This is a genomic window from Paraburkholderia sp. BR14374, assembly GCF_040948685.1.
Classification (GTDB): domain Bacteria; phylum Pseudomonadota; class Gammaproteobacteria; order Burkholderiales; family Burkholderiaceae; genus Paraburkholderia; species Paraburkholderia youngii.
In genome coordinates this window covers 361,739-375,788 of record NZ_JBFPKF010000008.1, presented here as the reverse complement: position 1 = coordinate 375,788, position 14,050 = coordinate 361,739, and the positions used below count along the sequence as shown (strand labels likewise).

The window sequence follows — 14,050 nt, the reverse complement described above, 5'->3', positions numbered from 1 at the left end:
CGGACGTGCAGGCCGCCGCCGCGAAAGTGCGCACCGCGTGGCTCGCCTATGCGCGCGATACCTTGCCAGCGCCGGTGACCGGCTACGTCGCGCAGCGCCGGGTTCAGGTCGGCCAGCGCGTCGCGCCGGGCACGCCGCTGATGGCGATCGTGCCGCTCGACGGCGTGTGGGTCGACGCGAACTTCAAGGAAGTGCAGCTCAAGCACATGCGGGTTGGCCAGCAGGTCACGCTGAGCTCGGACGTCTACGGCAGAGGCGCGAGGTATCACGGGCGTATCGAGGGCTTTTCGGCCGGCACGGGCAGCGCGTTCGCGACGCTGCCGGCGCAGAACGCCACCGGCAACTGGATCAAGATCGTGCAGCGGCTGCCGGTGCGCATCGCGCTCGACCCGGCCGAGCTGGCCGCGCATCCGCTGCGTATCGGCCTGTCGATGACGGTCGATGCCGACACGCGCGACGAATCCGGTTCGCAGCTCGGCGCGGCGCGGAACACGCGCTACAGCACCGATGTTTTCGCGCAGTACGATGCGCAGGCCGACGCCGAGATCGACAGGATCATCAAGCAAAACGAAATGGTCTCGCGCGCGATGGCGGCGCAACCTCAACCGCAATCGCAATCGCAGCGCGTGGCGACGCATCAGCGCAACGCGAACCCAGGTTGATCCGATTCAGGGCGAGCTTTCCGCGACAGAGCAGGAAACGGCAGGCGGCGCTAGTATCGCCATCGTCATTCGACGGTGCGATCGGTGCGAGGTCAGCGGCTGGTTGATGACACGCCATGTCTGGAAGGGCATCGTCCCGTTCGGTATCCAACGTTGCTCACTGAGGAGGGGAAACGTGAAGTTCTCGATGAAAAACGAAATCCGCGCAGACGATGTTTCGACGATCGAGCATGCAATGAAGTCGGTGGACCCCGACGCGAAAGTCGCGGTCGACGTGGGCACGCAAAGCGTGAGCGTCGACTCGTGGCTGATGCCCGAAGAGTTTCTGGTCGCGTTTTACGACGAGGACTACGACGTGGCCATCAAGGAGTGGTGACACGAACGACGCTCGCGCGGATGCGGTCGGCGGGCAGCAGCGCATGCGTCGCGCGTCGCACGCGTCGGTCAGGCGGGCAGGATCTCAGCAATGACGACGATCACGACAGCGGCGTTGGCGGGCCCCTGGCTATGCGAGAACGCCGAGCGCGCATGTCCCGCCTTGTCACCCAGCACGGCAGCGAACAGATCCGAAGCTCCGTCGATCACGGCGGGCTGATCGTAGAAGCCATCGGCGGAACTGACGTGCCCCTCGACGCGAACGATGTGATGCAGGCGCTCGAAGCCGCCGAGATGCTGCGATATCTGCGCGAGCGCGTTGAGCGCAGCGAGTTGGGCCGCCTTGCGGCCCTGTTCGAGCGTCAGGGTCTCGCCGACGCGGCCCGTGTAGATCATTTTGCCGGCGGACAGCGGCACCTGCCCGGAGATGAAGAGCAGGTTGCCGGCTTCGCTGACAGCCGTATAGCTGCCCAGCGGTTGCGGCGGAGCAGGCAGTTCGAGACCAAGTTCCGCGAGTTTCTGCTGGACTGACATGATGGGCTCCTTGAGTGTGGTGGCGAGCACGGGCGGCGCTAGACCATTTACTGGCCTGCGCTCTGGCCGCCGTCCACATGCAGGATTTCGCCGGTCAGGAACGGTGCCGAGTCGTGATAGAGGATCGCGTTGACGATGTCGCTCATCTCGCCCATGCGCCCGACCGGATGCATCCCGGCGAGCGTCGAGTGCATCGGCGACTTGATGATGCCGGGCGACCCTGGAAGTGCTCATGGTTTGTCTCACAGTGTGATTGATTCGGCCTGCTGGCCGTTCGAATCGATGGACCCGATGCAGCGCACTGTAGGCGCATCCGCCGCGAATTCGAACACACACCGTGGACAAAGAGTCTTGCGCGACGAGAAAAAGTCTCGTGGAATCGGCCGGCTAGAGCCAGCGCCAGATGCCCGCGGGCCAGCCGGAGAGCGGGATATGCGCCCAGGTCGCCACGAGCCAGAACACCACGCCGCCAATCAGCGCGTGCATGCCGAACCCGCCCAGCCGCGCGCGGCCGGCGGCGATCGCCGCGAACGGCAGATAGCTCGTCTGCGACTCCCATGCGGGCCACAGATCCGGTTGCAGACGCCGCTTCTTGCGGTCCTGCAACGCGGCACCGACCAGCGCGAGAATGATGATCGCCCCGGCAAGCACGATGTTCCGGGTGACCGGGAGCACGGCGATATGGCACAGCCCCCAAAGCGCGAACGACCACATCATCGGGTGACGTGTCACCGCATACACGCCGTGCGCCGCGTCGGGAAGAGCGGCGGGCCGGCCAACGGTGGGCAACGCCGGGTTGCGGATCAGCGAGCCCATCAGAAGGATCGATGCGATCAGCATGACCACGGTCACAATCGCCCACAGCACGTTGCCTGCCGGCCATAGCGGCTCCGAGACGGGCGTCCGGTCGTAAGCCATGACCATCCAGCCGAACGTCAGTATCGCGATCAGCGAATAGACGCCCATGGCAGCCCGTTCGCCGATTGCCCGGACCATACCGGCCCGCAGCGGATGGGACAGGAGAAAGTGGCTACCGACAAAAGCGAATGCCGCCACGACAAGTGTGCTTTCCATGGGCTCGGCTCCTCGAGTCAGATGATCGGTCGAACGTGTGCACTGGAGAATACTACTTCGTGTGCCGCAATGAGCGCGGCGGGCGTTTCGCGAGTTCCATTGCCGCGCGCGGGCATCCGGCTGGGGTCACAAGCCTTTACACGGCCCGTCGACGGGACGGGAGCGGCCACTCGCTAAAGAGAGTAGGTGATCGAACGATCGCCGAAGCCAACTTTGCAAGGCAGAGAGATCATGTTCAGCAAGCGCTGCCTGGCCACCGCGGCAGGTCGCTGGTTGAGGCGCCGGGAAGCGCGCTCCCTGGAGATTTAGACTCGAATACGGGAGTGAACGATGACGAGGATGGACTGCGGCGACCTTCCACGCAATAAATTAAACGCCTCAGGTGTTTGGCTGTGAAGAAACCAACGATCGCAAAACGTGAAGGTAAACCCGCAGAGCAAACATCCCGCCGCTGACTATCATACAAATGTCCTATCTCGACGATATTGACAATATGGATGCGTTCGCCATTCGGGTCATCCTTGCCGACGACCACCCCGTCATGCTCAGCGGTATTTCGCATGAGCTCGCAGAGGTGAAGACAATCCAGCTGGTAGGGACAGCGAGGAATTCGACTGAGCTGATCGCGCTTCTAACGAGCACACAGTGCGACGTTCTGGTATCCGATTACGCAATGCCTGCGGGCGACTACGGTGACGGAATCGCGCTGTTCTCTCTCATCAAACGTCGCTATCCCGAGATCAAGATCGTCGTTCTAACCATGCTCGACAACCCGGCGGTGATACGTGCGCTCGTTACACAAGGTGTAACGTGCATCGTCAGCAAATCCGATGCTGGCGCCCACCTTATCCCCGCCGTTCATGCCGTCCATAGCGGCGGCAAATACTATTCGCCAACGATCAATCAGATCGTCCAGTCGATCGACTGGAACCGTCGGGGCAGGGGCTCATCGGACGTGCTGAGTCAGCGCGAGTCCGAAGTTGTGCGTCTTTTTGCATCCGGGCTGACTGTGAACGAGATTGCCGAGAAATTGAGTCGCAGCAAGAAAACCATCAGCACACAGAAATCAAAGGCGATGGAAAAACTCGGCATTGAACGAGAAGTCGATCTGTTTCGGTATGCGATGGAAAATGGGCTCGTGACTTCATCGCAGAAGATTCCGGACGGTTCTTCCTCCACAGAATGAATGCAGGAAGCGATTCGCCCTTGCAAATAACATTGAGAAGGTAAAGCCCTGACGGGATGCTTGCATTCCGTCGTTGACCGGATAGTCGCACTGAAGAACGCATACGTGTGGCAAGTGCAGGTCCTTGGCTCTCGAAGTGACATAGGCGCGTCCGTCGTCACGCATTACATGCGCCATCGGGACGAACAACTACGCATTGTACGAAACATCTGGATTGAATCACCGTCACTGCGCGGGAACATTGTCGCGACCGCACACAGACTGCTCAAGACCGCGAACGTACGCCTGTCCTATTTTCTGATATTCCTCACTTATAAGACTAAGCCTATTACTGATCCGATGCGGGGTAGATAAAGTCTTGCCCGTTCGTTGTCAATAGGACACGACACGAGAAGCGTGGAAATGCAACTTGAATTCCGCCCCTCACTTTTAATGGCGTCTCTAACGCCTCAAATTACATTGCGACGGAAGTCGACTATGACCACATCAAGAATTCGCGTAATACTCGCAGACGATCATCCAGTGATCCTCGAAGGCGTGCGATACGAACTCGAAAGAAGCAGCACGATCTCGGTTGTTGCCACGGCGAAAAATTCGACCGAACTGATGGCCGCGCTGACCAACTCGCCTTGCGACGTGGTCGTCTCGGACTACGTGATGCCCGGCGGACGTTATGGCGACGGACTGGCACTTTTCGCTGCCATTCGCCAGCACTCTCCGAACGTGCGGGTGGTTGTACTGAGCATGATGGAAAATCCGGCGGTTGTGCGGTTGCTGATGCAGGGAGGCCACTGCTGTATTTTCAGCAAGGCTGATGCGATCAGTAGCCTGACGATCGCGGTACATGCCGCCTACGCGAATGGTCGCTATCTGTCGCCGCGCGTGGCGGCGATCTCAGACACGATCAACCCGGGTGCGCGCGGCAACACGGCCGGAGCCCCATTGACGCGATGTGAACTGGAGGTCGTACGCTTGTTTGTTTCCGGGATGACTGTGACGGAAATTGGCGAGCTTTTGCGTCGCAGTAAAAAAACTATCAGTACGCAAAAGAGCTCGGCAATGCTCAAACTGAGTATCGAGCGAGACGCGGACCTGGTGCGTTATGGAATGGAAAGCGGCTTGGTGCCGTCCGCGGAGCCGGCCAATTCGTAGCAGAGCCCGACGCGTGAGTTTTTGGCCTCAGGCCTGAATCAGCGTGAGCGTGGCCCGGGTGCCGGCTTCCCTGGCGACGCTCCCGATGTTCGACTGCGCGACTACTGCCGGTTAGGGCGCTCCATACCAGCAAACAATCTGTAGCGCGTGGTCCATTGTGATGGCTGCCCAAAGGCAACGCGTTCGCAAGTTGGGCTAGGTGAAAACGATGACGCTTCAAGGTCATGTTCCGATTGCGCGACCACCAGTTATGCATCAAAATCGAATTGAAATTCCACGAGGCATATCGTGGCATACAAGAAGGTTTCGATAGAGGGTAGGTGACTTGACTTGCCTGGCCGCCCGAGCCCCGAATCAGTGGAGACGCGCAATATGGAAGAACTGACCGCCCAGAATGTGGGCACGAGATCGAGCAGCAGCTGGTATCGCGGATGGTTTTTGCTGGTCCTGGTGCTGATCTATGCGTCGAGCTTCGTCGATCGCATCATCGTCGCGGTTGTCGGTCAGGCCGTGAAGATGGACATGGGCCTCAGTGATTATCAGGTCGGGCTGCTCGGCGGCCTCGCGTTTTCGATTTTCTATTCGGTGCTTGGTCTTCCGATTGCGCGTTTGGCTGACAAATTCAACCGTGTCGTGCTGATCTCGGTCTCGATCGTCGCCTGGTCGGCGATGACCGCGCTTTGCGGCACGGCAGGCAGCTTCTGGCAACTGATGCTGTATCGCCTCGGCGTGGGAATCGGCGAAGCCGGCAGCACGCCGACCTCGCACTCGCTGATCGCCGACGAGTTCGGTCCGCGCCGCCGGGCGAGCGCGCTCGCCGTCTATGCGCTGGGACCGCCGATCGGCGTGCTGGCCGGCGCGTTCGGAGGCGGCTGGCTCGTGGAGCATCTGGGCTGGCGTCCAGTGTTCTTTGTGGTGGGCCTGCCCGGGCTCGTGTTTGGCCTGCTGGCATGGCTGACACTGCGTGAGCCGAAGCGCGGCGGCGCCGATGGTGTCGCAGCCGGCACCAGCGCCAGTGCTCCGCCCCTGAGCGTGGTGTTCAAGCGGCTGACCTCGAGCCGCGCCTTCGTGCAGATGCTGCTCGGCACGGTGATCGGTGCGTTTGGCCAGTACGGTATCAACCTGTTCATCCCGATGTATTTCATCCGCGTCTACAGCATGAGCTTTGCCCAGGCCGGCGTGATTTTCGGTCTGGTGCTCGGCGTCGGCGGCATCATCGGCACTACGCTCGGCGGCGTGTGTGCGGACCGGGTCGGCGTCAACGATCGCCGCTGGTATGCGCGAATCCCGGCGCTGGGTACGGGACTTGGTTTCCCGCTGCTGGCACTAGCCTTCATCGCAGATCAGTGGCAGCTGAGCGTCGCGCTGCTGTTCATGGGCACGATCCTGCTGAACGTGTGGAACGGCCCGACCTTCGCGGTGGTGCAGAGCATCGTCGAGCCGCGCATGCGTGCTACCGCGTCGGCCATTGTGTTCCTGCTGATGAACCTGATCGGTCAGGGCCTGGGTACGCCGACGGTGGGTTTTCTCAGTGATCGTTTTGCATCGCACCTGTTCATGCAAGGTGATTTCCACGCGGTGTGTACCGTGCCGAAAGGGCCGCATGGTGCCGCGGCCGTGTTGCAGGGTCCATTTGCATCGGCATGTCATGACGCGTCGGCCAATGGTGTGCGCTACGCGATGCTGACGGCGAGCGTGGTGCTAATTTGGTCCGCCTTCCATTACCTCCGTGCGACGCGTCATCTGAAGAAGAATTCGTAAGACCTGTTCGGCGAGCATTGTCCCGACGGCGCCGTATGCAAATACGGCGCCGTTTCCCATTATCGGTAGTCGGGAAATGCATATCTGGTATACCTCTGCGGTATCATAGGAATTCATGTTTTCTGCTAAACCTTTTATTCAGTTCTCGTTTGATGAGCCAGATCCCAAAAATAAGCCGGTCGGTTGAAATCAAGGCCCTTCTCGAAGCGGAAATCGAGCGAGGTGAGCTGGTCCCGGGCGCAACGTTGGACGAGCGAGCACTGGCGACGCGCTTCAATGTCTCGCGCACGCCGATCCGCGAGGCGCTTCAGCAGCTCGCCGCGCAGCGGTATGTACAGATCGTGCCGCGGCAGGGCGTATTCGTGAGCAAGATGTCGGTGCCGCAACTGCGTGACGTGCTTGAACTGCTCAGCGAGCTTGAGGTGGTGTCGGCCCGCCTCGCCGCGCGGCGAATGAACGACCAACAGCGAGCGGCGCTCCAAAAGGCGATCGACGAAGGCGTCGCCGCCTTGCAGGATAACGATCCGCGCGCTTTCGCCCGCGCCAATGTGGCATTCCACGAAGTGCTCTGCAACGCCTGCCACAACGATTATCTGGCTGATCAGATTCGTTCCATCCGCCGCCTGATCTCGCGTTACCGGCCCAAGCCGTTCCTCGCGCCGAGCCGCCGCGAGAAGGCCATCGCCGATCACCAGAAGCTCGCTCAGGCGTTGCTTTCCGGCGACGAAGCCGCCGCCGAAGCCGCCATGGCCGAGCACTCACCGGGCTTTTCGGAGTTCCTCGCCACTTTGCCGGAAGAGTACTTCGCGAGTGCGCCCACGCCTGGGCGTGACGGTGGTTCTTCCTCAACGGAACCGCCTTACGACGATCGTTGATGCGCCGTATCGGCGTCTTCCGGGATGGTCGAGTCCCGCTCCCTTGCCGTTCGTTGCCCCCTTTTTTGAGCTGAGCTCCCTGGGGGCATTTCTTTTGGCTGCCAAACTGAACTGACGGCCGCAATAGGTATACCTACACGCTGTTGTGCGCATACATCGCTGCGCCGCGCGATTTACGCCTTCCAATTCTGCAGTTCCCACCTTCATTCCCGCTATCCCCTCCAACGCCCAATCTGGCAAGCCGTTGCGCGCCGCGTGGTCTGCTCGCAGGACCGGTGAGGGAAAACGATAGGTCGATATCCTAATTGTATTCTTGCGCGCCGGAACAGGTATGCATCAAAATCGTAATTAGTATTCCACGAATCGGTCGGTGGAATATTAAAGTCGATGGCGAGTGTAGCGGGCGGGGTTTGGTCACCGGAACCGGGATGGTTCGGGTTCCGGTGCGAAGCTGACCAGCAAATTTCGTTTGACCTGAAAAAATGAGATAGGTGGAGACGTGGACATGAGGAAGAAACTATTGGCAGGCGCGATTGCAGCGCTGGCTTCGGTAGGGGTGCATGCACAAAGCAGCGTCACGCTGTACGGCATTATCGACAATGGCCTGACCTACGTGAACAACGTAAAAGGCAGCTCGCAGTTCAAGCTCGACGACGGCATCAATCAGGCGTCGCGCTGGGGTCTGCGTGGCATTGAAGACCTGGGCGGCGGTCTGAAGGCAATCTTCACGCTCGAGAACGGTTTTTCGCTGAATACCGGTACGGCGAGTCACGGCGGCGCGCTGTTCGGCCGCCGCGCTTTTGTCGGTCTGACGAGCGACAGGTTCGGCACACTGATTGCCGGTTACGACTACGACTTCATCTACGATTACATTTCGTACTACACGAACGTTGCCCAGTTCGCTCCGTCGTATGCGTTCCACGGTTCGTATGACGTCGACCGCCTGGCGGGTGAGCCAGTCAGCAACATGGTGCGCTATGAAACGCCGATCTGGCATGGCTTCGGTGCTGGCGTGATGTATGGTTTCAGCAATACGCCGGGACGTCTCGGCGGAACGTTCAACGGTGCAGCAAGCGTATTCAGTGCTGGCCTGAAGTACAGCCCGACCGGTTCGTTGAAGGCGCCGTACTCGTTGGCCGCAAGCTTTACCCGCACGCAAGGCGGTGCCGTCGGTGCAACTGGTGGACCGGGCGCAGGTACGATGGCGCAATACGCCCTACAGGCCGATGCGATTTACACGGCAGCGTTGGCTGGTCAAGTGCGTCTCGGTGATCGTTTCGCCTTGAACGGTGTCTACACGTACACGAGTGCGAATAGCCGGACGCTTGGCACCGTTGTGTCAAGCGGCTATGAAGCAGGCCTAACCTATGAGGCTTCGCCGTTTATGACGTTCGGTGCTGGTTTTACCTATATGGATCAGCGTCAGCTCGGCAAATTCAATCTGTATAGCTTCGGTGCCGACTATCGCCTGTCCAAGCGTACGGACGTGTATGCCTTTGGCACCCTGCAGCATGCATTTGCTGGTCGCCAATTTGCTGACAACTTCCTGATCTCGACGCCGATGTCATACGGCGCCAGCGTCGGTACGAATGCAATCTTTGGGAACGGGCGTTCGAGCACTGCCAACCAGCTCGCCGTGCAAGTCGGTATTCGTCATCTGTTCTGACCGGTCGGGAACAAGCCGTACAGGTATGCGTGGGGTTTCCCGGCATGCCGTGCCTCGGATGCCACGCTTATGCGTGGCGTTTGCTCGTCCTGCAGACCGGATCACGCCCGTTTGCCTCGTTGTGCATGTGGGCGAGCTTTCGCGCCGACAACGAAACACCTGGGTTGTGCTTCGAGAAGAAAGGAAGGCCAGATACTCATTCACATGAGGTCTGGCCTTTCTATTCGAGCCATGCTGCCGCGTGAAGGGCAGCATGCTTGATGGCGGAGATCAGAGATCGGCAAACCTGCCGTTGCCGGCCGCGAGCTTTTCGAGCAGCGGCGCAGGCTTCCACCAGTAGCCGTACTCTTCGTACAGGCGCTTGATGTCCTGATAGACATTGGCGAGGCCGATCTGGTCGGCGTAGTACATCGGGCCGCCGAGCTTGGCTGGGAAGCCGTAGCCTGTCACGTACACGACGTCGATATCGCTCGCGCGCAGCGCGATACCCTGTTCAAGCAGCTTCGCGCCTTCGTTGATCATGCCGTACATGCAGCGCTTGATGATCTCTTCCTTCTGGATCGAACGGCGCGTGATGCCCATGCGTGCCGATTCCTCGACAATGTACTGCTCGATCTCCGGGTCGCGATGCGGCGTGCGGTCGCCCGCTTCATAGCGGTACCAGCCCTTGCCGTTCTTCTGTCCGAGGCGGCCCATCTCGACCAGTTTCATGATCAGGTCGTTCCAGCGGCGATCGTTCGGACGCGTGGCCATCTGCGCCTTGCGCGTCTGGTAACCGACGTCGTTGCCGGCCATGTCGTGCACCGCGAAAATACCCATCGCATAGCCAAAATCCTTGAGCGCGGCATCGACTTCGTGCGGCAGCGCGCCGTCTTCGACGAGGAAGTGGGCTTCGCGATTGTAGTTGCGGAACAGCGCATTGCCGATGAAACCGGGGTACACGAGCGAGTACACCGCCACCTTACCCATGCGGCGGCCGAGCGCCATCAGCGTGACGATCGCCTCGTCGGAGGTGTTGTCGGCGCGCACGACCTCGAGCAGACGCATCACGTGCGCCGGGCTGAAGAAGTGCGCGCCCACCACGTCCTGCGCGCGCGTCGTGACAGCCGCGATCTCGTTGATGTCGAGGCCCGACGTGTTGGTGGCGAGGATCGCGCCAGTCTTCGCGTGGCGATCGAGTTCGCGGAAGATGCCTCGCTTGAGGCCGAGATCTTCGAACACGGCCTCGATGACGATGTCCGCGTCCTTGACGTCGGCGATCGCGGTCGAGCCCGTGATCAGCGCGAGCCGGGCATCGCGCGTGGCGTCGTCCAGCTTGCCGCGCTTGATGCTCTGGTTATAGTTGTCGCTGATGCGTGCGAGGCCGCGCTGCAGACCTTCGTCGTTCGCGTCGATCAGCGTGACCGGGATGCCGGCCGCCACGAGCGCCATCGCGATACCGCCGCCCATTGTGCCCGCGCCGATCACGGCTGCGCGTCCGATATCGCGCGGCTTGACACCGGCGGCAACCGGGATTTGCGCGGCGAGCTTTTCGGCGGCCTTCACATGGGCCAGTGCCGCAGCTTCCTGCGGCGTGAGTTCTGCGGGTGCATTCATCGTTGCTTTACTCCGGCTTGACGAGTTTGGCGTTTCCGTCCACGAAACTCTGCAGACGTGCGGCGGTTTCGGGAGAACGCATCATGTTCGAGCTCATGTACTCGAGGAACAGGCCGTCCTCATGCGAGAGATCGTTCACGCGCGGCAGCAGGTTGGTGATGCGCCAGTTGGTGTCGGGCACGTTCTGCGCGATTTTTGCGGCGATTTCCCTGGCTTTGTCGAGTGCGCCACCGACCGGCGTCAGATAGGTGATGATGTGCTCGCGCTGGCCTTCCTCGGCGGTCAGCAGACGGCCCGTCAGCATCATGTCGGCCATGACGGTATAGCCGACCACGCGCTGGATGCGCACCGTGCCGCCGCCGCCCACGAAAATGCCGCGCTGGCCTTCGGGAAGCCCGAAGAAGCATGAGTTGTCGCCGACGCGCACGTGTGCCGCCGTCGCCAGTTCGAGACCGCCGCCGACCACGGCGCCGTGCAGCGCCGCGACGAACGGAATTGGGCCGCGCGCGATCAGGTCGAACACTTCGTGCCACGAATGACGGCGGCGCTTCTTCGGCGGGGCGGTCTGGCCGGTGGCGCGCGATAGCGCCTCGCGCAGGTCGAGACCAGCGGAGAAGTTACCGCCATGGCCGTAGATCACGCCGCACATGGCTTCGTCGCCGGCGCGGTTGACGGCATCACGCAGTTGCGCAATCACTTCCTCGTTGATCGCGTTGCGCTTGTCGGGACGATTCAGCCCGATCAGCGCAACAGCGCCGTCGAGTTCATAGGTAACCTGGTTTTCGCTCATGCGGCGCTCCGTTGGATGTTTGTCTGGTGATGTTCAGGATGACCGGGCGACAGGTCATAGGTCGAGCACGAGCCGTTCGCTCTTGCAGCGCGACACGCACACCTGCATGACTTTCCCCCCCGCCTTGTCCGTATTGGACAGGTAGGTGTCGCGATGCTCGATGTCGCCGCTCGCCACAGGGGTCGAGCACAGACCGCAGTAACCGGCACGGCAGTCGTACATGACGTCGACGCCGTTATCGAGCAGGGTGTCGAGCACCGACTTGTCAGCGGGCACGGTCAGCACCTTGCCCGAGGACTTGAGTTCGATTTCAAACGTCCTGTCGCCGTCCTGCGGTGCAACTTCGCTGAACAGTTCGTAATGCAGGTCGCACTCGTGCCAACCGCGCTGGCGTGCCGCCGCGAGCACCGCGTCGATCATGCCGGACGGCCCGCACACGTAGATCGGCTGGTTGACCTCGGCGCCGTCGAGCAGCGCGTCGATCGACAGGCGCGTCGTGTTGTCGTCGTCGGCGTGCAGCACGAGGCGCTTGCCCGCGACGGCACGCAGTTCTTCGACGAACGGCAGCGCATCGCGCGTGCGGCCCGAGAAGTGCAGCGAGTAATCGCGGTTCTGCCTGCTCAGTTCCGCCGCCATAGCCGCCATCGGCGTGATGCCGATGCCGCCCGCGATCAGGATGACCGAGGGCGGTGCGGCTAGCGGGAAGTGGTTGACGGGTGCGCGCACCGTGAGTGTGGCGCCCGCCTGCAGCGTGTGCATGAAGCGCGAACCGCCGCGGCCTTCGTCCTCGCGCCGGACGCCGACGCGGTAGGCACGCACACCCGCGCGCGTATCGACTTGCGGATCAGTGTTGATCAGCGAATACGAGCGCCATTGCGCGACGCCGCCATCGGCCGCAGGGATCTCAACCTGAATGTGTGCGCCCGGCTCGTAGCCGGGCAGCAGCGCGTCGTCCTCAGCTTCGAGCGTGAGGGATTTGATCAGCGAGGTCGGCGCGCTGACTGACGCGACACGCAGTTTGAGAGTGGGCGCGAGCATGGTGGTCTTTCCGTGGATATTGCATCGATCTCACCGCGCGGGAACGCCGCGCGGTTTTACTGCAGGGTTTTATTTCGCGGTGCTACTTCGAATCCGCAAGCGAGCGCCAATCGGCGCCGGCCTGAATCACGCCGCCGACCGAGACGGCCTTCGAGTAATCGAGTTCCGGGCTCTCGGCGAGGGTCGGCGTCTTGCCGGCCATGAACTCGCGCGCCGCCTTCAGCAGCAATGCGCGCACGCGCAGCACGGCGCCGTCGGCCGAGCACAGCTGTTCCTGGGTGCGGTCGTAGATCGCGCCCTGGCCGAGGAACATCGCGAAGTCTTCCGTGCCGAGGTGCTGGTAGAAGCCCGTCGCGTGGCCGCGCTTCATGAGGTCGCGGTTCTGGCCGAACGATTCCTCGCGCGTGCCCGGCGGCAGTGGCGGGAAATTCCAGACGTCCGGCGTGGCCGACATGATCGTCATGCCGAGCGGGCGGTGCGGGTTGTACTGCACGAACCAGGCACGGTGCGTCACGTCGTCCACCGGGGTCGAGAAAAACACCGTGGTCGGGCCTTTCGCATCAGGCGGGCAGATGATGCCGTACCACGGCATCACGAAGTTGTTCACGCGTGCGTAGACCTTCTCGTCAGGCATGTCGCGCAGCGCGGCATAGCGATAACCATACGGACGATCTTCGAACTCGAAGCGCGGCGCGAGCGCCTTCGACATGAGCATGCGTTCGTTTCCGCCGCCCGCGGTGATCTGCGTGGTCGATTCGTGCAGTACGCCGACGTGCGACGAATCCATCGAGGCTTCGACGGCCTGCACCCAGTTGGTCGGCACTTCGACGCTCGTCACCGAGCGGTGTTCGGGCGGCAGATCCATGAACGGCAGCTCGGGGAACACCGGTGACGTGTCGCCCTTGCCGAGCCACACCCACACGAGGCCGCCTCGCTCTTGAACGCGGTACTGGCCGGTCTTCACGCGCTTGCAGAACTGCGCCTGATCCCCGACCTGGTTCGGTGCTTCGACGACGGCACCGGTCGCATCGATCTTCCAGCCGTGGAAGATGCAGCGCAGGCCGTTGTCCTCGTTGCGAGCCATCATCAGCGACGTGCGGCGGTGCGGGCACAGTTCGTCCACCACGCCGACGTGACCGTCAGTCGCGCGGAACGCCACGTAGTTCGTGCCGAGCAAGCGCACCAGCACCGGTGCGCCGTCGGCTTCGAGCTTCGCCGACGGCACGGCCGGAATCCAGTAGTGCTGGCGGATCATGTCGCCCATCGGCGCGCCGTTCTCGACGCGCGTCAGCAGCTCATTGTCCTCACGAGTCATTGCCATGATCTCTCCTCTGCGGGCTT

Annotated in this window: 13 protein-coding genes and 1 pseudogene; 7 read left to right on the top strand and 7 right to left on the bottom strand. The window is 61.6% G+C overall.

Translation table 11 applies throughout. The features are described from left to right. Together AB3X86_RS21400 and AB3X86_RS21395 are read left to right on the top strand one after the other, a co-directional pair. Positions 1 to 662 (top strand): HlyD family efflux transporter periplasmic adaptor subunit (locus AB3X86_RS21400; protein WP_368597528.1); only part of this gene is annotated, 662 nt, incomplete at its 5' end. Between the two features lie 175 nt (positions 663 to 837). Next, the gene (locus AB3X86_RS21395) at positions 838 to 1,038 is read left to right on the top strand and encodes a copper chaperone (protein WP_368597527.1); all 201 of its coding nucleotides are present in this window, start codon (positions 838 to 840) and stop codon (positions 1,036 to 1,038) included. A 68-nt stretch (positions 1,039 to 1,106) separates the two neighbouring features. On the opposite strand, the gene AB3X86_RS21390 is transcribed toward AB3X86_RS21395, so the two are convergent. From AB3X86_RS21390 to AB3X86_RS21380, 3 genes and pseudogenes are all read right to left on the bottom strand, one after another. Further along, a complete protein-coding gene (locus AB3X86_RS21390; RefSeq protein ID WP_368597526.1) occupies positions 1,107 to 1,571 on the bottom strand; it encodes a RidA family protein in 465 nt (154 codons plus the stop codon). A 47-nt stretch (positions 1,572 to 1,618) separates the two neighbouring features. Then, positions 1,619 to 1,789, bottom strand: a pseudogene (locus tag AB3X86_RS21385) (SDR family oxidoreductase); the annotation flags it as partial. Between the two features lie 169 nt (positions 1,790 to 1,958). Further along, positions 1,959 to 2,645 carry an NnrU family protein gene (locus AB3X86_RS21380; protein WP_184227125.1) on the bottom strand — a complete coding sequence of 229 codons (687 nt, stop codon included), beginning with the start codon at positions 2,643 to 2,645 and terminating at the stop codon, positions 1,959 to 1,961. A 466-nt stretch (positions 2,646 to 3,111) separates the two neighbouring features. Here AB3X86_RS21380 and AB3X86_RS21375 point away from each other — a divergent pair, with 466 nt between their 5' ends. The 5 genes from AB3X86_RS21375 (at position 3,112) to AB3X86_RS21355 (ending at position 9,285) form a co-directional block, all read left to right on the top strand. Further along, positions 3,112 to 3,831 carry a response regulator gene (locus tag AB3X86_RS21375; RefSeq protein WP_368597525.1) on the top strand — a complete coding sequence of 240 codons (720 nt, stop codon included), beginning with the start codon at positions 3,112 to 3,114 and terminating at the stop codon, positions 3,829 to 3,831. Positions 3,832 to 4,308: 477 nt separating this feature from the next. Beyond that, positions 4,309 to 4,983, top strand: a complete 675-nt coding sequence (locus AB3X86_RS21370) for a response regulator (protein ID WP_368597524.1) — start codon at positions 4,309 to 4,311, stop codon at positions 4,981 to 4,983. A 372-nt stretch (positions 4,984 to 5,355) separates the two neighbouring features. Further along, positions 5,356 to 6,744 (top strand): spinster family MFS transporter, encoded by a 1,389-nt coding sequence (locus AB3X86_RS21365; protein WP_368597523.1) that lies wholly within the window; start codon positions 5,356 to 5,358, stop codon positions 6,742 to 6,744. Positions 6,745 to 6,896: 152 nt separating this feature from the next. Beyond that, on the top strand, positions 6,897 to 7,619 hold the full coding sequence (locus AB3X86_RS21360) for a GntR family transcriptional regulator (protein ID WP_368597522.1): 723 nt from the start codon (positions 6,897 to 6,899) through the stop codon (positions 7,617 to 7,619). 505 nt (positions 7,620 to 8,124) lie between these two features. Further along, complete coding sequence (locus tag AB3X86_RS21355) at positions 8,125 to 9,285, top strand: porin (protein WP_368597521.1); 1,161 nt, start codon at positions 8,125 to 8,127, stop codon at positions 9,283 to 9,285. A gap of 270 nt (positions 9,286 to 9,555) precedes the next feature. On the opposite strand, the gene AB3X86_RS21350 is transcribed toward AB3X86_RS21355, so the two are convergent. The 4 genes from AB3X86_RS21350 to AB3X86_RS21335 form a co-directional block, all read right to left on the bottom strand. Beyond that, positions 9,556 to 10,881, bottom strand: a complete 1,326-nt coding sequence (locus AB3X86_RS21350) for a 3-hydroxyacyl-CoA dehydrogenase NAD-binding domain-containing protein (RefSeq protein WP_368597520.1) — start codon at positions 10,879 to 10,881, stop codon at positions 9,556 to 9,558. A gap of 7 nt (positions 10,882 to 10,888) precedes the next feature. Continuing rightward, positions 10,889 to 11,671 carry a crotonase/enoyl-CoA hydratase family protein gene (locus AB3X86_RS21345; RefSeq protein ID WP_368597519.1) on the bottom strand — a complete coding sequence of 261 codons (783 nt, stop codon included), beginning with the start codon at positions 11,669 to 11,671 and terminating at the stop codon, positions 10,889 to 10,891. 54 nt (positions 11,672 to 11,725) lie between these two features. Further along, positions 11,726 to 12,709 carry a 2Fe-2S iron-sulfur cluster-binding protein gene (locus tag AB3X86_RS21340; protein WP_368597518.1) on the bottom strand — a complete coding sequence of 328 codons (984 nt, stop codon included), beginning with the start codon at positions 12,707 to 12,709 and terminating at the stop codon, positions 11,726 to 11,728. Positions 12,710 to 12,791: 82 nt separating this feature from the next. Continuing rightward, positions 12,792 to 14,030, bottom strand: coding sequence for an aromatic ring-hydroxylating dioxygenase subunit alpha (locus AB3X86_RS21335; protein ID WP_176108463.1), 1,239 nt, complete (start codon positions 14,028 to 14,030; stop codon positions 12,792 to 12,794). Between the last annotated feature and the right edge of the window lie 20 nt (positions 14,031 to 14,050).

Excerpts from the sequence above, each read along its gene's own strand:
- AB3X86_RS21390 (WP_368597526.1), bottom strand. The coding sequence starts at position 1,571 with ATGTCAGTCCAGCAGAAACTCGCGGAACTTGGTCTCGAACTGCCTGCT.
- AB3X86_RS21380 (WP_184227125.1), bottom strand. The coding sequence starts at position 2,645 with ATGGAAAGCACACTTGTCGTGGCGGCATTCGCTTTTGTCGGTAGCCAC.
- AB3X86_RS21375 (WP_368597525.1), top strand. The coding sequence starts at position 3,112 with ATGTCCTATCTCGACGATATTGACAATATGGATGCGTTCGCCATTCGG.
- AB3X86_RS21370 (WP_368597524.1), top strand. The coding sequence starts at position 4,309 with ATGACCACATCAAGAATTCGCGTAATACTCGCAGACGATCATCCAGTG.
- AB3X86_RS21365 (WP_368597523.1), top strand. The coding sequence starts at position 5,356 with ATGGAAGAACTGACCGCCCAGAATGTGGGCACGAGATCGAGCAGCAGC.
- AB3X86_RS21360 (WP_368597522.1), top strand. The coding sequence starts at position 6,897 with ATGAGCCAGATCCCAAAAATAAGCCGGTCGGTTGAAATCAAGGCCCTT.
- AB3X86_RS21355 (WP_368597521.1), top strand. The coding sequence starts at position 8,125 with ATGAGGAAGAAACTATTGGCAGGCGCGATTGCAGCGCTGGCTTCGGTA.
- AB3X86_RS21350 (WP_368597520.1), bottom strand. The coding sequence starts at position 10,881 with ATGAATGCACCCGCAGAACTCACGCCGCAGGAAGCTGCGGCACTGGCC.
- AB3X86_RS21345 (WP_368597519.1), bottom strand. The coding sequence starts at position 11,671 with ATGAGCGAAAACCAGGTTACCTATGAACTCGACGGCGCTGTTGCGCTG.
- AB3X86_RS21340 (WP_368597518.1), bottom strand. The coding sequence starts at position 12,709 with ATGCTCGCGCCCACTCTCAAACTGCGTGTCGCGTCAGTCAGCGCGCCG.
- AB3X86_RS21335 (WP_176108463.1), bottom strand. The coding sequence starts at position 14,030 with ATGGCAATGACTCGTGAGGACAATGAGCTGCTGACGCGCGTCGAGAAC.